Below are 17574 nucleotides of genomic sequence, written 5' to 3' on the forward strand. Positions count from 1 at the left end.
AATGACCCCCAGCAGCGGTGGTGATCCAATTCTCTTTCGCTTCTTCTGGATCGACCTTCTGAATGATGCCTTGCACCACGACCGGAATTTCAGCAGTTTCTTCGAAAAGCCTCTGGATACCTTGCGCCAACGGATCAGGGAAACAGCATGACCAAATTGCAAAATATCTGGGTTCTTGGCAGCGGCGCATGGGGCACGGCCCTGGCGTTAACCGCAGCCCGTGCTGGCCATAGCGTCACCCTGTGGGGCCGCGACCAGACAATCATTTCCGAGATCCGCTCCAAACAACGCAACACGCGCTATCTGCCCTCCATCACCTTCGACGAGCAATTGGACGCAACCGCCGATCTGAGCGGCGTGCGCGGTGCCGATATGGTGTTGCTGGTCACACCAGCCCAGACCACACGTGATATCGCCCGGAGCCTTGCCGGAGCCTTGCGCGAAGATGCCATCGTTGTTCTGTGCGCCAAGGGGCTGGAACAAGGCACAGCCCGCACTCTGTCGGACGTGGTACGGGATGAATTGCCAAACAATCGGGTGGCTGTCCTTTCCGGCCCGAGTTTTGCGGCCGATGTGGCAAAGGGGCTACCAACGGCCGTGACTGTAGCCGCAGACACGGCAGATCTCGCCCAAGACGTTTGCGCCAGCCTCGCAGGCCCCGCTTTTCGCCCCTATGCCTCCGACGACATGACCGGCGTGCAGATTGGCGGCTCCTTGAAGAATGTCCTCGCCATCGCCTGCGGGGCCGTCAATGGCCGCAGTCTTGGCGCCAGTGCTCAGGCGGCCCTGATCGCACGCGGGTTTGCCGAATTGCAGCGTGTTGGACTAGCTCTTGGTGCCCAGCCAGACACGCTGGCGGGGCTTTCCGGCCTGGGCGACCTGACGTTGACCTGCTCGTCGCCCCAGTCTCGTAACTTTTCCTTCGGCGTACAGCTTGGCAAAGGCAAAACCGCCAGCGAATTGATCGAAGACGGCATCAAGCTGGCCGAAGGCGTCTTCACCGCCGATGTTGCCGTGCAGACGGCAGAAACACATAATATTGATGTTCCGATTTGCGCTGCCGTGGCCAAGGTCATTCGCGGCGAACAATCAATTGACGCAGCCCTTGCCGATCTTATGTCGCGCCCGCTAAAAAAAGAAACAACGCGCTGAATTCTTCTCAGCCCACGCCCAAAGGAAACCCGGATGCTTTACGCAATTCTTTGCACAGACAAGCCAGGCGCTTTGCAACTGCGCATGGACACACGCGAGGCTCACCTCGCCTTTCTTGAGCCCTTGAAACAGAACATCAAGTTCGCGGGCCCCTTCCTTGATGATGATGGGGGCATGACCGGCTCGATGATTGTCATTGAGGCAAGCAACCGCGAGGAAGCCCTCGCCATTTCGCAGGAAGATCCTTACGCAAAGGCCGGCCTGTTCGAAAGCGTCGAGATTCGCCCGTGGCGCTGGCTGATCAACAACCCGGAGACCGCATAAGTGCAGTACTGGCTGATCAAGTCCGAACCCAATAAATGGTCCTGGGAACAGCAGAAAGCCAAGGGCGACGAGGGCGAACCCTGGGACGGTATCCGAAATTATCAGGCCCGCAATCATATGCGTCAGATGGAAATTGGCGACCGCGCCTTTTTCTATCATTCCAACATCGGCAAGGAAGTTGTCGGGATCGTTGAGGTCTGTAGCGGAATTCATCCGGATCCCATGACCGACGATCCACGTTGGGAGTGTGTGGACTTCAAGGCCCTGCGTGACATGCCCAAGCCTGTGACACTGGCCGACGTGAAAGCCGAACCCCAATTAGCGGACATGTCGCTGGTCACATCCATGCGCTTATCGGTGCAACCGGTGAAACCAGACGAATGGAAACTTGTTTGTAAAATGGGTGGCTTGACCGACGACATCTGACCGAAAGGCGAACAACCAAGTGGCACGCAGCTCCGATCCCGAGATCTTTATCAAGACAGAAACGCGGATCGACCGCGTGCCGCATGTTCCAGAAATCGAACTCTATCTTGCCGGCGAAGCCATGGGACTTTGGCAGAAGACCGAGGATGAGCTGGAAGCTATTGGTCTTGCTCCTCCCTTCTGGGCGTTTGCCTGGGCTGGGGGGCAAGCGCTGGCACGCTATATCCTCGACACTCCCGATCTGGTCAAGGGCCGCAAGGTGCTGGACTTCGCCTGCGGATCGGCCCTTGTTGGCATTGCCGCAATGAAAGCGGGCGCGGCGCAATGCACCAGCATTGATATTGACCCGTTTGCCATCACGGCGGCACGGATGAATGCACACCACAATGGTGTTGCGCTTGACCTCATCTGTGCCGACATCACCAGCGATCCCATCGACGACTATGAGGTCGTCTTTCTGGGCGATGTCTTTTACGAATTGCCGATGTCCAATCGTGTTCTGGGCATGGCTGATCGGTTTTTGACAACTGGTGTGCCTGTATTCATCGGCGACCCCAACCGCTCCTATCTGCCAAAGCAACGCTTGCAGACGCTGGCGACCTATACAGTGCAGGTCAGCGGCAATCTGGAAGATGCGGACACCAAGGAAACCAGCGCGTTCCGTCTGCTGCCTTTGCCAGATACACCTTTGCCTGACACGCTGACCGGGTAACCCACGTCACCCCGGCTGAACACGCATGTGCATCACACCTTGCATAGGCTGGCACTTTTTTGCGGCATGACTATAGTGCAGGCAAAATGGTGACCCACACTCTGGTGTCACCTTGCAGGACCTACAGGAGACCCTCATGCCAATCGTCAATCGTCTCGCCGATTTTCACGACGAGATCACGGCACTAGCGCCGCGATATTCACGAGAATCCGGAACTGTCTTTCGACACGCACCGGACCTCCGGCAAGGTCGCCGAGCTTCTGAAGGAATTCGGCGTTGATGATATTACGACAGGCGTTGGTCGCACCGGCGTTGTCGGCGTGATCAAGGGGCGTAATGGCGGCACAGGCAAGACACTTGGCCTGCGCGCCGACATGGATGCACTGCCGATCCACGAGACCACCGACCTCGACTACGCCTCCAAAACCGCAGGCAAAATGCACGCCTGTGGTCACGATGGGCATACCGCCATGCTGCTGGGTGCCGCAAAATATCTGGCCGAGACCCGCAACTTTGATGGCACCGTTGTCGTGATCTTCCAGCCGGCTGAGGAAAAGGGCGGCGGCGGAGAAGCCATGTGCAAGGACGGCCTGATGGACCGCTGGAACATCGACGAAGTCTACGCCATGCACAACCTGCCAGAACTGCCGCTGGGTGAATTCTGCCTGCGCCGTGGTCCGATCATGGCCGCCGTTGATGACTTTGAGATCCATATTACCGGCAAGGGGGGCCATGCCGCACATCCCAATGTCACAATCGATCCGATCATCGTCGGTTCGCAGATGGTCATGGCGCTTCAAACCATCGCCAGCCGCAACATCGATCCGCTGGAATCAATCGTCGTGTCTATTACGGCATTCCAGTCGGGCGAAGCCTTCAACGTTATCCCGCAGGAAGCGATGCTGCGCGGCACCATTCGTGTGTTGGACCCGCAGGTGCGCGAACAAGCTGCAGAGCGCTTGCGCCAGATTGTTCAGTCAACCGCAGCCACCTTTGGCGCAACAGCCGAGATCAAGTACGAAGACGGCTATCCGGTGGTGATCAACAATCCGGAAAAGGCAGAATTCCTCGCCTCCATCGCCGAGAATGTCTCCGGCCCCGGCAAAGTGGACCTGGATATTGCCCCCACCATGGGCGCAGAAGATTTCGCCTACATGCTGGAAGAGCGCCCGGGCGCCTTCATTTATTGCGGTAATGGCGACAGCGCTCCGTTGCACCACCCGGACTACAACTTCAACGACGATGCCATTCCGGTCGGGTGTTCCTTTTGGGTCAACCTGGTGGAAACAGCTCTGCCCGCGGCCAAATAAGGCCACACAGACAAACGGCCGGGCCGAAGATTTCGGCCCGTGGGGCAACTTGCCTCCGGGGCACCCAACCCTTGCTGGAAACCCTCTTTGCTCCACAGGACGAAGAGGGTTTTCTTTTTCGTGACATCATTGTATACGTTTGCACACAATATAAAAACAAGACAGAGACCACACGTGACCCTTTCCCTCTTTGCTCAAAACCTGCTGCCCGACCAGATCAGCCAGGGTGCCAGCCTGCTGCTGATCGTCATCAGCTTTTTCACCTCAGCCCTGACCGCCAGCTTCGGCCTTGGAGGTGGTATTGCATTAATTGCGGTGATGGCCTCCATCGTACCTGTCAGCGCGCTCGTGCCCGTGCACGGCGCGGTTCAGATCGGATCCAACACTGGCCGGGCGCTGCTGATGCTGCGCGAAGTAGACTGGCTGATTGTGCTGTGGTTTGCAGGAGGCGCGATTTTGGGCGCGTTGCTCGGTGGCAGCATCGCCGTCGCCCTGCCTGCAGAGATACTGCGCCTTGGCCTCGCCCTCTTTATTCTCTGGACGCTTTACGGTCGGATGCCAAAGATCAAGGGTACGGGGCGTCCGTTGATGGGCTTTGCCGGGACCTTTGCAACCTGTCTGTCGATGTTCTTCGGCGCCGGTGGCCCCATCTCAGGTACCATCCTCAACACCCTCAATCTGCCGCGCCGCGTCTTCGTTGCCACCAACGGCGCAATGGGCGTCATCATGCACACCTTCAAGATCATCACTTTTGCCGCGCTGGGATTTGCCTTTGCTCCCTGGCTCGGTTTGATCATCCTCATGGTCATCAGCGGCTTCATCGGCACGATCTTCGGTCGCAAGCTTCTTGGGCGTATGCAGGAACGCACATTCCGCGTCGGTTTTCGGATCATCCTAACGCTTCTGGCTCTGAACCTGCATCTGGGAAGGCGCGCGCCCGCTGCTCTTCAGTTGAGTTTTCTTGGCTAAAGAGTTGAGCTCTTCACAAGATAGGTTATCTTGCCAGAGACCGAACCAAACGGTACGCCAAAATTCGTAATTTCATTCTTCAGTTCGAGACAGGCAGTCATGGCAACACACAATCTGCTCCTTCTTCCCGGTGACGGCATTGGCCCCGAGATCATGACCGAAGTCAAAAAGGTCATTTCCTGGTTCAACGCCCAGAGCGAAGACACCTTTGAAACCGACGAAGGCCTTGTCGGCGGTTCCGCCTATGACGCGCATGGCGTTGCCATTTCCGAAGAAGACATGGGCAAGGCCATGAACGCCGATGCTGTCATCTTCGGTGCTGTGGGTGGCCCCAAATGGGATGATGTGCCCTATGAGGTGCGCCCGGAAGCTGGTCTTCTGCGTCTGCGCAAGGATCTCAAGCTCTTCGCCAATCTGCGCCCTGCCATCTGCTATCCGGCGCTGGCCGATGCGTCTTCGCTCAAGAAGGATATTATTGAAGGTCTCGATATTCTGATCGTGCGAGAGTTGACGGGCGGCGTCTATTTTGGCGAGCCCAAAGAGGTTACAGATCTGGGCAATGGTCAGCAGCGCGCCGTCGATACACAGGTTTACGAAACCTACGAAATCGAGCGCATCGCCAAGGTGGCTTTTGAGCTGGCACGGACCCGCAACAACAAGGTCACGTCCATGGAAAAGCGCAACGTGATGAAGTCTGGTGTATTGTGGAATCAGGTTGTTACCGCCACGCACAAGGCAGGCTATGACGATGTGAAGCTGGACCACATGCTGGCCGATGCGGGCGGAATGCAACTTGTGCGCTGGCCGAAGCAGTTCGACGTTGTCGTCACGGATAACCTTTTCGGCGACATGCTCTCCGACGTGGCTGCCATGCTGACCGGCTCGCTCGGCATGTTGCCATCAGCCTCCCTTGGTGCACCGGATGAAGCCACCGGCAAGCGCAAGGCGCTGTATGAGCCGGTTCATGGCTCGGCGCCCGATATTGCAGGCACAGGGGCAGCCAACCCGATCGCCATGATCGCCTCCTTTGCCATGTGCCTACGCTACTCCTTCGAAAAGGTAGCCGAGGCCGATATGCTGGACAAGGCCATCGCCAACACCCTCGAAAAGGGGCTGCGCACAAAGGATATCGCAGGCGACGCCGACAAGACGATCAGCACGACCGAAATGGGCGATGCGATCCTTGCAGAGCTGTCCGCCTTGAGCGCCTGAGGCACGAAAAACCGGCCTTATACGTTTTTTTCGGCCGTCGAGGCTTGCCCCCCGACGGCCTTCTTCTTTTATAAGCAACAAGCGAACTCACATTCCAACCCTGGACGAGAACCATGAGCGACAAGCTGGCCCCTTTTCTGGGCACCTGGATCCTGGACGCTGACGAAAGCGAATACGATCAGGGCGACCCGCCCAAGAGCGCAACGCTGAAGATCGAAGATAATTTCGGTATGGTCGTCTTCACCATCAATCAGGTGGCCGCCGACGGCGAAGTAACCAATGACACGTTTGAAGCCATCCCGGATGGCCCGGAAGTCAAACTGGGCAAGAGCGGTCTCGTTGACGCAATGCGTCTGGTCTACGACGGGGACCGCAAGCTGGTGTCCGAAGCCCGCCGCGGTGGCCTGACGATCATGAAGGCAGAGCGTGAGCTCTCCGAAGATGGTCGGACGCTGACCGTAACGCAGACCGTGCATCTGATAGACGTTGACAGCTTCGTCAATGCCTCCGTCTATCACCGGGCACAGTAGACGATAGGCACGAGCACACGCCTTGCTTGTCTCACCCTCGTCGTGCCGGATTACGATGCGCCATCGCTTTGTTCACTGGCGCGCTGTATTTTATCACGTCACAGGAAGGCCGGACCTTGGCCACGGCAAGCGATGGGTGCGCGTGGCCCCTGCTGGCGGTGCAGAACCTTCAACCACATTCCTGTTGGCGAAGGCAGCAAACCCCAGACAGAAGGATGCAATCGCTAACCAGACTGGCGGGCGGGTGTTTCCGTTTCTGGAAACCGAGGATTTTGAGCGGGACCGCGCTCTTTTTGCCAACCGCGGAATGACAAAAACCAATAATTGAACGAAAGCGTGACTGCTCAAACGCTCTCAGTTTAGAGCGTGATCGATGAAACTGCATCACATCACGATAGTATAAGGCGGACATTCGTCATCTGTTGACATAACTGCGGATCCGCGCCAAAAGAATGCGTTCGCGACGAATGGATGGATCAGGAATGGCGTTTCGCCTTGCCAAAATCGCAGACCTGAAACCGACGGCTTTTGCTGGCGGGTTTCCTGCGTGCGCGCATCCAACCCGAACAATCACCGTCACCACGACGACGACCAAAACCACCGCATAACGGTGCCGCTCGTCCCGCGCTCCCCGGGGATGGGGGGTGCCAGGAAGCTGGCTGATCTCCTCAGAGACCGGACCGGCGACCAGCGGGGAGACGGACGAGGAAATTCAAGACATGGGCTACAAGATCGCAATCGCAGGCGCTACCGGAAACGTGGGCCGCGAAATGTTGGAAATCCTGTCGGAGCGTGGCTTTCCGGCAGACGAAGTCGTGGCGTTGGCATCGCGCCGCTCACAGGGCACAGAGGTCTCTTTCGGCGACAAGACGCTGAAGGTGAAGGCCATGGAAAACTATGACTTCTCCGACACCGATATTTGCCTTATGTCCGCTGGCGGCGACGTGGCCAAGGAGTGGGCGCCGAAGATCGCGGCCAAGGGCTGTGTTGTCATCGACAATTCTTCCGCATGGCGCTACGATTCTGATGTTCCGCTGATCGTGCCGGAAGTGAACCCGGATGCGATCACCGGCTTCAGCAAGAAGAACATCATTGCCAACCCGAACTGCTCCACAGCACAGCTTGTCGTAGCACTGAAGCCGCTTCATGACGCTGCCAAGATCAAGCGCATCGTTGTGTCCACCTACCAGTCGGTCTCCGGCGGTGGCAAAGACGCGATGGAAGAGCTGTTCAACCAGACCCGCGCCATCTTCGTGAACGACCCGGTCGAACCGCAAAAATTCACCAAGCGCATTGCCTTCAACGTCATTCCGCACATCGACAGCTTTATGGAAGACGGCTACACCAAGGAAGAATGGAAGGTTCTGGCCGAAACCAAAAAGATGCTGGACCCGAAGATCAAGGTCACCTGTACCGCCGTGCGCGTGCCTGTCTTCATTGGCCATGCCGAAAGCGTCAACATAGAGTTTGAAAACGAGATCACCGCAGATGAAGCCCGCGCAATCCTGCGTGAAGCGCCCGGTTGCCTGGTCATCGACAAGCAGGAAGACGGCGGCTACATCACCCCATACGAAAGCGCCGGTGAAGATGCCACCTTCATCTCGCGCATTCGCGAAGATGCAACAGTCGAAAATGGCCTCAACCTGTGGGTCGTCTCCGACAATCTGCGCAAGGGTGCTGCACTCAACACCGTGCAGATCGCAGAAGTTCTGATCAACCGCGGTCTGATCAAGCCAAAGTCCGAAGCGGCCTGATCCAAAACCGGCACTGTGACAGATCAAACCCCGGCCAGTTCATCTGCTGACCGGGGTTTTTCTTTGGCTCAGCGCCCCTACGGCCACAAAGGCCGGTTTCACCAAAAAAGACCCGGCTCGCAGTCAAGCAAGCCGGGTCAAATTTCGGTCAAGAAGGCCTGAGACGTTAGAACTTCAGCGAGAAGGTCGCCTGACCACCATGCGACTGGCTGCTGTCGCTGAGGGTTCCCTCATAGCTGACATCCAGCGTTGCGTTTTGTGCAATCCCAAGCGTCACGCCCGCAGACAAGGCCAGCCTGGCTGCGGTCCAGTGTTGCGCCAGACACCTTGAACGCATCGCCGGAGTTGAAGCGCATGGTCGAGGACGGATCGAGATTGCCCTCGGTGTACTGCCAGGCAGCGGAGCCTTGGAGCGCAACAGTCACACCCATGGCATTGCCAAGGCTTTGGCTGCCGCGGAGGCCCAATGTGGTGACCCCGACCGTCTGATCCTGAGAGCTGACCGTCAGCGCTGCGGACCCGCCCGTTTCGGTAAATCCATCCGTTGACTGATAGACAATTGCCTGGTTCAGGAAAGGCTCAAAGCGCGTCGCACCAAAGCCGATCTCATACCCAACTTCGGCAAATCCTTGCAGATTGCTGCCATCATAATCGGCCGACAGGGTTTGCCCCAGAACGCCTCGGTCTGCGTCGATGTCGTTCCAAGTGTAACCCGCCCCAAGACGCAAGCCCAGCGCCCCGAATTGACGCCCGGCATAAAGACCGATGCTGTAATTGTTGCTCTTGCTCGAGGATGGGAGGCCTTCTGCCTGACTGTAGGTATAGCCATACCCCGCGTAGATCCCCAAACGCAGGGCCGGAGCAACTTCTGCATCCGCACCAACAACGAAGCCGCCGTTCAGGCTCTGCATACCTGTGGTGTTGGCGCTGCCATTCAGCTTGGACCAAGACCCGTAGCCTTTACCCCAGACAACCGGGCCACCGGTTGCGGTGACGGCGTCTTCCATGCCGTCGCCATGCGTGCCAACCGTCGCTGACTGCGATGCCGCAACGCCAGAAAAAGCACCGCGAATACGGTTACCGACAATATTGCGTGAGGATGCTGTGCCAGCCAGCAAGGCACTGTTCGTGCCGCCATAAGTCTCGCCAGAAAGGGCCTGTGCGGCTTGCTGGGTCTCCGAGGTCTGCAAGCTGGTGACCTGATTGTAAAGATCCCCTGATCCTGACGACTGCACGGCGGCCAAGGCCCCCTTGGCATTGCCGCCGGACACACTGTCCGCATAACTGTCGGAGGTGCCAGAGAACGTCACAACCACATTGCTGCCGCCAGAGACACTGGTATCTGCCTCCAGAAATGAATATCCAGATGTCACGATTGATGTATCGACACTATCAACCGATGCCGTACCGGAGCCTTTCAGAATAACATATTCGGTCCCAACGGTCGGGGATCCGGTCAACGTGATCGCTACGCTCGACGAATTGCTAAACGTGATGTCGTTGGTTGCAACGATACCGTAGCTTCCATTCGCAGGCGTTGCGCTTGGGTCAATGGTCACTGCATATGTGCCATTGGTACCAACCTCCACATCATAGGCCGTGCCCGTCCCCGTCAAGGTTCCTGCTGAAACAGACAGGCTTCCCCCTGTGGGGCCGTTGGTTCCGTTGGCAAGGTTCAACGTGCCGCCATCAACATTGATTGCAGCAGAGTAGCCCGACAAATCGCTGGTCAGCGTTGTGTAGCCGTTCTCAAAGAACATCGCACCGACCGACCCGGTGACTGTCGTCCCGAACGTAAAATCATCCGTTTGGGTGCCAGTGTGGTTAAAGATGATCGAGCTTCCATCATAGGTCAGGTCGACTGAAGTTGCACTTAATGAGCCTGCCGCTGCAGCATCCAGCCCTGTGGAGGCCCCAAACGCCAACTGGCCGGTGTATGCCGACCCATCACCTAAGGTGACCACCTGCCCGACGGATGCGGCGAGTTGGCCAGCATTTGTCAAAACAAGCACGCCGTTACCATTGGGGCCACCAACGGCGACCTCATCCGTCGATGTCACCGTGGTGCCATCAATCGTGTAGGTCGAATTGTCGACCTGAATACCGGCATAGGTTTGAGGCGTTGTCTCAGTGCGATCCGATGTGACAATTTCCTGAGCCGATGCCCCGAGGAAGCCGCCGGACGCGGAAACAATCGCGGTTGACGACAAGGCGAGCACCGCGAATCGGCGTATCTTGAGAGATCTTGTCGGAAAATAGCTTGTCGGGCTCACTCATCAATCTCCATGTTTGAAATATCGTCAACACGCCACTACGCATCTTGAAATCAGTCACACCAGCAAAGACCAAGAGGCAGGCGTCGTGTTTTCTCTTGCCCATTTTGATTTTCTAAATGTTTCCAAGAAGATAATTTCCGTAAAATAAAGACATTTTCAGCAATAAAAAAATAACCAAGATCAATATTGCATAGATTAACACTGCAAAAGAGACGCACTTGCTCCGCACGCCAGACGTAACTGGCAACAAAAAAACCCGGAGCCTGTCACCAGGATCCGGGTCTTCACGTCACACAAGAGCTGAAGTTCAGCTGACAGGCGGAATCTCGAAACGTTCGGTTTCGGTGTCCATGACCCGCAACTCGCCAGAGCCGATGTCGAACCAGGCTCCGTGCAAATTCAAGTTTCCGGCACTAACGGCAGCATCCACAAACGGGAATGTCCGAAGGTTTTTCAGAGACTGACGCACGCCTGCATATTCCAGCGCACGCTGCGGATCGTCGAAACCATCAATCGGAAGGCATGCCATTGCAATGGCCGCAGGTTCGAGCAGCTTGATCCAGCGGCCGATGAAATCAACGCCCTCCAGCTCTGCATTCGGCGTGGCCCGGAAAGCCTGAACGCCACCACATTGGCCATGCCCCAGCACCACAACATGCTCAACCTGAAGCGACCGCACCGCATATTCCAGCGCAGCACTGGTGCCGTGCTGTGCATTGTCCACCTCGTAGGGAGGCACAAGGTTGGCGACGTTGCGGCTGACAAAGAGCTCACCTTAGCCCCACATTAAAGATCGCTTCCGGCGTGACCCGACTGTCGCAACACGAAATCACCATCACCTTCGGCTCTTGGCCGTAAATGGCCAGATGCTCGTGTTCAGAGCGGTAGCGCGCAAACCCCTGTTGGAGATAGGTTTTATAGCCGTTTGTCAGCTCTATCGGAAAGGACTGGCCCATGTGACACACCTCACTTCGCGACCACGACGGGCGGTCCCGAGCGCGATCTTTTTGAACAATTACAATGTTCCCGAAAATAGTGGCTTCAAGCGCAGCTGTATAGCTCCGTTTGCAAGATGCCCCGCGACACCGACGAGGAACCGTTAAAGTCTGCCGGAATGCTGCAGACACCTGAAAGCTCTGTCAGGTTTCAAGATCAACTTCGTGCGCAGGATCATCGTCAACTGTGTGATCTTCATAAGCGTGCCGCAATGCCGCCTGATCGATCTGTTCAGCTGGAGGCTCCTGCCATTGCGCGGCGGGAACGACGGGGGTGGAAAAAACAGGCTGCGATGGACGGGCTGTTTCGCTCTCGGCTCCAGGATCTGGCGAAGAGCCAGACTCAGCACCAAGCGTGAGACCGGCCTCCGCCTGCTCAGGGGATGGGCGTTGGTCACCGTCCGAAGCGCGCAGAGAAGATGTCTCCGTGACCGCATTGACTTCCGCCACCTCGGCCTCGACGAAGGCATCCAATGCACTCAGGATCTCGTCGGAAGTATCACTGCTGGCATCTTCAGGGCCGGGGCCGCTGCCCACAGCGTCGCCAGCCGCGCGCTGGTCATGCCTTTGTTGATATTGCTGAACATCAGTCACCACAGCCTGATAGGCGGTGACCCCATCCAGGCTGATGGTCTTCGATATGCGCAATATCAATCAGGACGGACCTGTTTTCATTGGGCTGCGGCGCGGTCTCCTCAGATCCTTTTTGATCCTGTGAAGAGCTTCGTCCGCCACCGTCGTGCGAAGACCCCTGACGCTTGTCCCGGTCACGCATTTCCAGCCGATAGGGATAAGCCGTCGCATCTGCCGGACGGGCCACAACATCGCCTCTGATGATCCTGTCTGACATGGCCGCGTCTCACTGAAAGAGAATGGCTGCAAGCGCCCTGCAAGTTCTAAAGATCAGTCTACATGCATTCGACCGAAACAGAAACAAAACGAAACAAGAAAACCCGGACAGAAGACCTGCCCGGGTTCACATTTTCTCTATCTCCACGCGATCATCACTTGCGGCAACTTGCCAAGCACTTGATGAAAGGCTCTATCGGTGCTCTTAGCCCTTGGCCTTGGCACGGTCGGCGCGCTTGCGGTCATTCGGGTCGAGCAGGAACTTGCGCAGACGGATCGATTCCGGCGTGACTTCTACCAGCTCATCATCAGCAATATAGGACAGAGCTCCCTCAAGGCTGAGTTTGATCGGCGTTGTCAGCTTTACGGCGTCGTCCTTGCCGGACGACCGCATGTTGGTGAGCTGCTTGCCCTTCAACACGTTCACTTCCAGATCGTTGCCGCGGGTATGCTCGCCAACGATCATGCCCTGATACACCTTGGTGCCCGGCTCGATCATCATCGGACCACGGTCTTCCAGATTGTACAACGCAAACGCGACCGCTTCCCCGGATCCGTTGGACAGAAGCACACCAGTGTGGCGCCCCTGAATATGACCACGGTAAGGCTCATAGCCATGGAACACACGGTTGAAGATGGCTGATCCGCGGGTATCGGACATCAGTTCAGACTGATACCCGATCAGACCACGGGTCGGTGCATTGAACAGAAGGCGCGTACGGCCACCACCGGAAGGCTTCATTTCCAAAAGATCGCCTTTGCGCTCCTGCAACTTCTGCACGACCGCGCCGGAGAATTCTTCATCAACGTCGATAATGACTTCCTCGATCGGCTCAAGACGGTTGCCGTTTTCGTCCTGCTGCAGCACGACGCGCGGACGACCGACACCCAGTTCGAAGCCTTCACGGCGCATGTTTTCGATCAGGATGGCAAGCAGCAATTCACCACGACCCGAAACGATAAACGCATCCGGCTCATCGGTGTCCTCGATCTTCAGCGCAACGTTGCCTTCAGCTTCCTTGGCCAAACGCTCACGAATGACGCGCGACTGAACCTTGGTGCCTTCGTTCCCGGCCAGCGGGCTGTTGTTAACGCGGAAGGTCATCGACAGTGTCGGCGGATCAATCGGCTGCGCCTGCATGGCTTCCGTGACATCCGGCGAACACAGCGTGTCTGCAACGGTTGCCTTGGTCATGCCGGCGATCGAGACGATATCGCCTGCTTCACCCACTTCAATGGCCTGACGCTCCAGGCCGCGAAAAGCGAGGATCTTTGAAACACGGCCGTTTTCAACAACCTTACCATCGCGCGACAGGGCCTTGAGCGGCATGTTCGGGACTGCCTGACCAGCAACGATACGACCTGTCAGGATGCGGCCCAGGAACGGATCGGATTCGATCGTCGTCGCCAGCATCTTGAAGGAGCCTTCTTCGGCCTTCGGCGGGCTGACCTTGTCCAGAACCATGTCGAACAGGGCGTCCATGTTGTCCTGAGGGCCGTCCGGCTCCGTCGACATCCACTCCTGTTTGGCAGAGCCGTAAAGGACCGGAAAGTCGAGCTGTTCTTCATTGGCGTCAAGGGCTGCGAACAGGTCAAAGACCTCATCAAGCACTTCGTCGGCGCGCTGTTCTGGCTTGTCGATCTTGTTGATCGCAACAATCGGCTTCAGGCCAAGCTTCAGAGCCTTGCCAAGAACGAACTTCGTCTGCGGCATCGGGCCTTCAGCAGCATCAACCAGCAGAATAACGCCGTCGACCATGTGCAGGATACGCTCCACTTCACCACCGAAGTCGGCGTGGCCCGGAGTGTCAACGATGTTGATCCGCGTGTCTTTCCACTCCAGCGACGTGACCTTGGCAAGGATGGTAATCCCGCGCTCACGCTCGATGTCGTTGGAATCCATCATGCGGTCTTCTGTCCGCTGATTGTCACGGAAAACACCCGATTGCTTCAACAAAACGTCGATAAGCGTTGTCTTGCCGTGGTCAACGTGGGCGATAATGGCGATATTTCGCAAGTTCATGTAGCAGGCTCCAAAAGACAATGCGGGCCCGGCGTGGACCCGCAACCATGTCTTGGCTCTCAATTGTGCAGATTTCGATCAGGATCGAGTTTGGCGACCTTATACGCTGCAAGCCGCTTTTGTGCAATGCGCCAAAATAGTCAAAAATGCGATGAATTCTTGAAATGACTAACGCTCTCGCGGTTTTCTTCTTTCTGTTCGCCATCAACTATGACATTTTCCGCCAACAGAATTTGACAAGCTCCTGATTTTCAGGGGTTTAGACCCGCCAAAAACCACTTCACCGGCAGGAGCGGCTCGGCCATTCGCTGACCGGATGCGGTTCACGACTGGCAACCACATGGAGACTTTCACGTGAGTTCGGCCCCAGACGCCGCGCCAAACGCGCAAATGACGCCGCTGCGAACCGCTGTACTCGGTGCCGCGCTGATCGCCATCGGGCCGATCTCCATGGCGCTTTACACTCCGGCCATGCCACAACTGGCCGTGGATTTTGTCACCAGTGAAGCCATGATCAAGCTCACGTTGGCCTCCTATCTGGGCGGCTTTGCCGTCACCCAGCTGATCTGCGGCCCACTGACAGATGCCTTTGGCCGCAAGCCGATGGCCATTATCTTCTTATGCATCTATCTGGTGTCGACGGTCTACGCGAGCCTTGCTCCCTCCATCGACCAGATGATCATTGCCCGCGCGCTGCAAGGGATTGGCGCCGCGATCGGCATTGCCGTTTCCCGCTCCATCGTGCGCGACCAATTCGTCGGTCAGCAGTCGGCGCGTGTCATGAATACCATCAGCATGATGCTGGCCATCGGGCCGGCCATCTCACCCACCATCGGCGGAATTATTCTGGAGCATTTCGGCTGGCGCGAAATCTTCTATTGCATGATCGCCTATGGCGCTGTGCTTCTCGCCGCCGTGATCCTGTTTCAGCATGAGACCAATCATTATATTTCGCTGGCCAATCTGCGTCCAACCCGGCTGCTGATCAACTACACGCGGCTTGCCCGAGATCCGAGGTTTTTGCAACCCGCCGGGCTGTTGTGCTTTTGCATGGGGGCGCTTTATTCTCTGGCCACCGTCCTACCCTTCGTCCTGATCCATAATGTGCATCTCACGCCACTGCAATTCGGCTTTGGCATGTTGCTGCAAACGGGCAGTTTCATTATCGGATCAATCACCGCCGGACGGTTGCTGAAGACTATTGACGCGCACAGACTCACGCCCTTCGGCATCGTCGGAACACTCATCGCGGGCGCTCTCATTGCTGTGCTGATGCATCTGTTCGCCCCAACCTATCTGCTGGTGATGAGCCCGATCGGCCTTTATGCCTTTTCACTGGCCTTCATCCTGCCCGGAGCCTTCACACAGGCCCTGCGCGACTTTCCCGATATTGCCGGAGCCGCCTCCTCAATGCTGGGCTTTCTGCAATTTGCCGGCGGCATTGTCGGCACGATCCTGATTGCCGGGATGGGAGACCCGCTCCTTGGACTGGCAACAGTCATTCCGGTCATGCCCCTGATCGGCGCGGCCTGCTACGCGACCGTTGGCCTCTATCTGCGTCGTCATCCGGTTTACGCTGCCCCTTTGAAGAGCTAAATGCAGGTTGAAAGCCACTATGGCGCCACAAGACAGGATCTCCCTGATGCCTTGGCCCGATCTGGAGTTGTTCCGATGACGTCCGCAGTCCCTGCCTATCACCCCCCTTCCCGCGTCAGCCTTGCTCGGCCGCATGTGATGGGCATTCTGAATGTGACACCGGACAGTTTTTCCGACGGCGGACACCATCACACCGGCAAGCGAGCGTTGGACCATGCCCAACAGATGATCGCAAACGGGGCGGACATTCTGGATATTGGCGCGGAAAGCACCCGCCCCGGTGCCACGCCCGTGACGCAAGACGAAGAATGGGCGCGGCTTGATCCGCTCTTGGATGAGCTTGTCGCACTTGGGACACCGCTTTCAATCGACACCTACAAGGCAGAGATCGCACGACGCGCCTGTGCCCGCGGCGTCGGTATTATCAACGACATCTGGGGCCTGCAAAAAGATCCGAGAATGGCGCAAGTTGCCGCAGACACTGGCGCGCACGTCATCATGATGCACAACCGCGATCAGGTCGACGCCGAGTTGGACATAATGAGCGACCTTCATCGCTTCTTCGAACGCTCACAGACCATTGCCCAATCGGCCGGCATCTCAAGAAACAAGTTGATTCTTGATCCGGGCTTTGGCTTCGGCAAGACGATGGATCAGAATTTTCAGGTTCTGAACCGGCTCGAAGAACTTTCCCAACATGGGTTGCCCGTCCTGGCTGGTGCGTCCCGAAAACGCATGATCGCCGCCGTGCTGCATGCAGATATGGACGGCCGCCTGTTTGGCTCTCTGTCGGTTCATCTTCTCGCCCTTCAGAAAGGCGCGGTCATCGTTCGGGTACACGACGTAAAGGCACATGCAGACGCCGCCATGGGATTTTCAACGCCATGCAGAAAGAACGTGCAGAATGAGCCTTGCGGTGCGTGCAGCCCTTGGACTGGGATCCAATCTTGGCGACAAACGCCACTATCTAGACGCGGCTCTTGCCGCGCTGGACGCAACCAACGGCATTCAGTTGGTGGCACGATCTTCCAATTACCGCACACCTCCCTGGGGCCCTGTGCCACAGGATGACTATATCAATCTGTGCGTCACGCTGGATACGACCCTTGCGCCGCACGCTTTGCTGGAACGTTGTCTCGAAATCGAAAAATCACTGGGTCGCGAAAGACTGGTCCGCTGGGGCCCGCGCACCATTGATATAGATGTGCTGATCTACGGCGGTGAGACGATTAACACGGCCGACCTGCAAGTGCCGCATCCGCGCATTGCAGACCGCGCGTTCGTGCTGATTCCCTTAGCAGAGATCTGGGCAGATGCACCAGTGAGCTCAGGTCGAACTGCGACGCAGGCGCTGAAAATCTGCCCCGATCAGGATAACATCCGACTGATCCCCTGATTAGCGCTCCAGCTCGCAAACACTACGGCGGGCTGTTTCAGTTCAGAGCC

General features: G+C 57.1%; 15 protein-coding genes and 3 pseudogenes. 13 read left to right on the forward strand and 5 right to left on the reverse strand.

What is annotated here, in order from left to right; all coding sequences use genetic code 11:
- Position 1: 1 nt before the first annotated feature.
- The 10 genes and pseudogenes from AC0L7U_RS09520 (at position 2) to AC0L7U_RS09565 (ending at position 8389) form a co-directional block, all read left to right on the forward strand.
- Entirely contained in the window at positions 2-151 is a 150-nt protein-coding gene (locus AC0L7U_RS09520) for a hypothetical protein (protein ID WP_473690209.1), read from the forward strand.
- Complete coding sequence (locus AC0L7U_RS09525) at positions 148-1152, forward strand: NAD(P)H-dependent glycerol-3-phosphate dehydrogenase (protein WP_473690211.1); 1005 nt, start codon at positions 148-150, stop codon at positions 1150-1152. Before AC0L7U_RS09520 ends, AC0L7U_RS09525 begins: the two co-directional genes overlap by 4 nt.
- A gap of 33 nt (positions 1153-1185) precedes the next feature.
- On the forward strand, positions 1186-1476 hold the full coding sequence (locus AC0L7U_RS09530; RefSeq protein ID WP_473690213.1) for a YciI-like protein: 291 nt from the start codon (positions 1186-1188) through the stop codon (positions 1474-1476).
- The gene (locus AC0L7U_RS09535) at positions 1477-1902 is read left to right on the forward strand and encodes an EVE domain-containing protein (protein ID WP_473690215.1); all 426 of its coding nucleotides are present in this window, start codon (positions 1477-1479) and stop codon (positions 1900-1902) included. It abuts the gene before it with no gap.
- A 19-nt stretch (positions 1903-1921) separates the two neighbouring features.
- Positions 1922-2614 (forward strand): class I SAM-dependent methyltransferase, encoded by a 693-nt coding sequence (locus AC0L7U_RS09540; protein WP_473690217.1) that lies wholly within the window; start codon positions 1922-1924, stop codon positions 2612-2614.
- 136 nt (positions 2615-2750) lie between these two features.
- A pseudogene (locus tag AC0L7U_RS09545) lies at positions 2751-3924 on the forward strand (M20 aminoacylase family protein).
- A 174-nt stretch (positions 3925-4098) separates the two neighbouring features.
- A complete protein-coding gene (locus AC0L7U_RS09550) occupies positions 4099-4893 on the forward strand; it encodes a sulfite exporter TauE/SafE family protein (protein ID WP_473690219.1) in 795 nt (264 codons plus the stop codon).
- Positions 4894-4992: 99 nt separating this feature from the next.
- A complete protein-coding gene (gene leuB / locus AC0L7U_RS09555; protein ID WP_473690221.1) occupies positions 4993-6105 on the forward strand; it encodes a 3-isopropylmalate dehydrogenase in 1113 nt (370 codons plus the stop codon).
- A 113-nt stretch (positions 6106-6218) separates the two neighbouring features.
- On the forward strand, positions 6219-6635 hold the full coding sequence (locus tag AC0L7U_RS09560) for a hypothetical protein (RefSeq protein WP_473690223.1): 417 nt from the start codon (positions 6219-6221) through the stop codon (positions 6633-6635).
- Positions 6636-7354: 719 nt separating this feature from the next.
- Positions 7355-8389 (forward strand): aspartate-semialdehyde dehydrogenase, encoded by a 1035-nt coding sequence (locus tag AC0L7U_RS09565; RefSeq protein WP_473695741.1) that lies wholly within the window; start codon positions 7355-7357, stop codon positions 8387-8389.
- A 230-nt stretch (positions 8390-8619) separates the two neighbouring features.
- On the opposite strand, the gene AC0L7U_RS09570 is transcribed toward AC0L7U_RS09565, so the two are convergent.
- The 5 genes and pseudogenes from AC0L7U_RS09570 to typA all read right to left on the reverse strand — a co-directional run bounded on the left by AC0L7U_RS09570 (position 8620) and on the right by typA (position 14532).
- The gene (locus AC0L7U_RS09570; RefSeq protein ID WP_473690225.1) at positions 8620-10662 is read right to left on the reverse strand and encodes an autotransporter outer membrane beta-barrel domain-containing protein; all 2043 of its coding nucleotides are present in this window, start codon (positions 10660-10662) and stop codon (positions 8620-8622) included.
- 310 nt (positions 10663-10972) lie between these two features.
- A pseudogene (locus AC0L7U_RS09575) lies at positions 10973-11621 on the reverse strand (carbonic anhydrase).
- Between the two features lie 183 nt (positions 11622-11804).
- Complete coding sequence (locus AC0L7U_RS09580; RefSeq protein WP_473690227.1) at positions 11805-12254, reverse strand: hypothetical protein; 450 nt, start codon at positions 12252-12254, stop codon at positions 11805-11807.
- Positions 12247-12510: a hypothetical protein gene (locus AC0L7U_RS09585; RefSeq protein WP_473690229.1), complete on the reverse strand. Its 264-nt coding sequence runs from the start codon at positions 12508-12510 to the stop codon at positions 12247-12249. The genes AC0L7U_RS09580 and AC0L7U_RS09585 overlap by 8 nt, the downstream gene beginning before the upstream one ends.
- Before the next feature lie 204 nt (positions 12511-12714).
- Positions 12715-14532 (reverse strand): translational GTPase TypA, encoded by a 1818-nt coding sequence (gene typA / locus AC0L7U_RS09590; protein WP_473690231.1) that lies wholly within the window; start codon positions 14530-14532, stop codon positions 12715-12717.
- Positions 14533-14886: 354 nt separating this feature from the next.
- On the opposite strand from typA, the gene AC0L7U_RS09595 reads away from it, so the two are divergent.
- The 3 genes and pseudogenes from AC0L7U_RS09595 to folK all read left to right on the forward strand — a co-directional run bounded on the left by AC0L7U_RS09595 (position 14887) and on the right by folK (position 17524).
- Positions 14887-16128, forward strand: coding sequence for a multidrug effflux MFS transporter (locus AC0L7U_RS09595; protein ID WP_473690233.1), 1242 nt, complete (start codon positions 14887-14889; stop codon positions 16126-16128).
- 138 nt (positions 16129-16266) lie between these two features.
- A pseudogene (gene folP / locus AC0L7U_RS09600) lies at positions 16267-16935 on the forward strand (dihydropteroate synthase); the annotation flags it as partial.
- A gap of 97 nt (positions 16936-17032) precedes the next feature.
- Positions 17033-17524, forward strand: coding sequence for a 2-amino-4-hydroxy-6-hydroxymethyldihydropteridine diphosphokinase (folK, locus tag AC0L7U_RS09605; protein WP_473690235.1), 492 nt, complete (start codon positions 17033-17035; stop codon positions 17522-17524).
- Positions 17525-17574: the final 50 nt, after the last annotated feature.

It is taken from the genome of Roseibium sp. 10G30-5, assembly GCF_055809635.1.

Excerpts from the sequence above, each read along its gene's own strand:
- AC0L7U_RS09520 (WP_473690209.1), top strand. The coding sequence starts at position 2 with ATGACCCCCAGCAGCGGTGGTGATCCAATTCTCTTTCGCTTCTTCTGG.
- AC0L7U_RS09585 (WP_473690229.1), bottom strand. The coding sequence starts at position 12,510 with ATGTCAGACAGGATCATCAGAGGCGATGTTGTGGCCCGTCCGGCAGAT.
- folK (WP_473690235.1), top strand. The coding sequence starts at position 17,033 with ATGAGCCTTGCGGTGCGTGCAGCCCTTGGACTGGGATCCAATCTTGGC.
- leuB (WP_473690221.1), top strand. The coding sequence starts at position 4,993 with ATGGCAACACACAATCTGCTCCTTCTTCCCGGTGACGGCATTGGCCCC.
- typA (WP_473690231.1), bottom strand. The coding sequence starts at position 14,532 with ATGAACTTGCGAAATATCGCCATTATCGCCCACGTTGACCACGGCAAG.
- AC0L7U_RS09560 (WP_473690223.1), top strand. The coding sequence starts at position 6,219 with ATGAGCGACAAGCTGGCCCCTTTTCTGGGCACCTGGATCCTGGACGCT.
- AC0L7U_RS09530 (WP_473690213.1), top strand. The coding sequence starts at position 1,186 with ATGCTTTACGCAATTCTTTGCACAGACAAGCCAGGCGCTTTGCAACTG.
- AC0L7U_RS09565 (WP_473695741.1), top strand. The coding sequence starts at position 7,355 with ATGGGCTACAAGATCGCAATCGCAGGCGCTACCGGAAACGTGGGCCGC.
- AC0L7U_RS09525 (WP_473690211.1), top strand. The coding sequence starts at position 148 with ATGACCAAATTGCAAAATATCTGGGTTCTTGGCAGCGGCGCATGGGGC.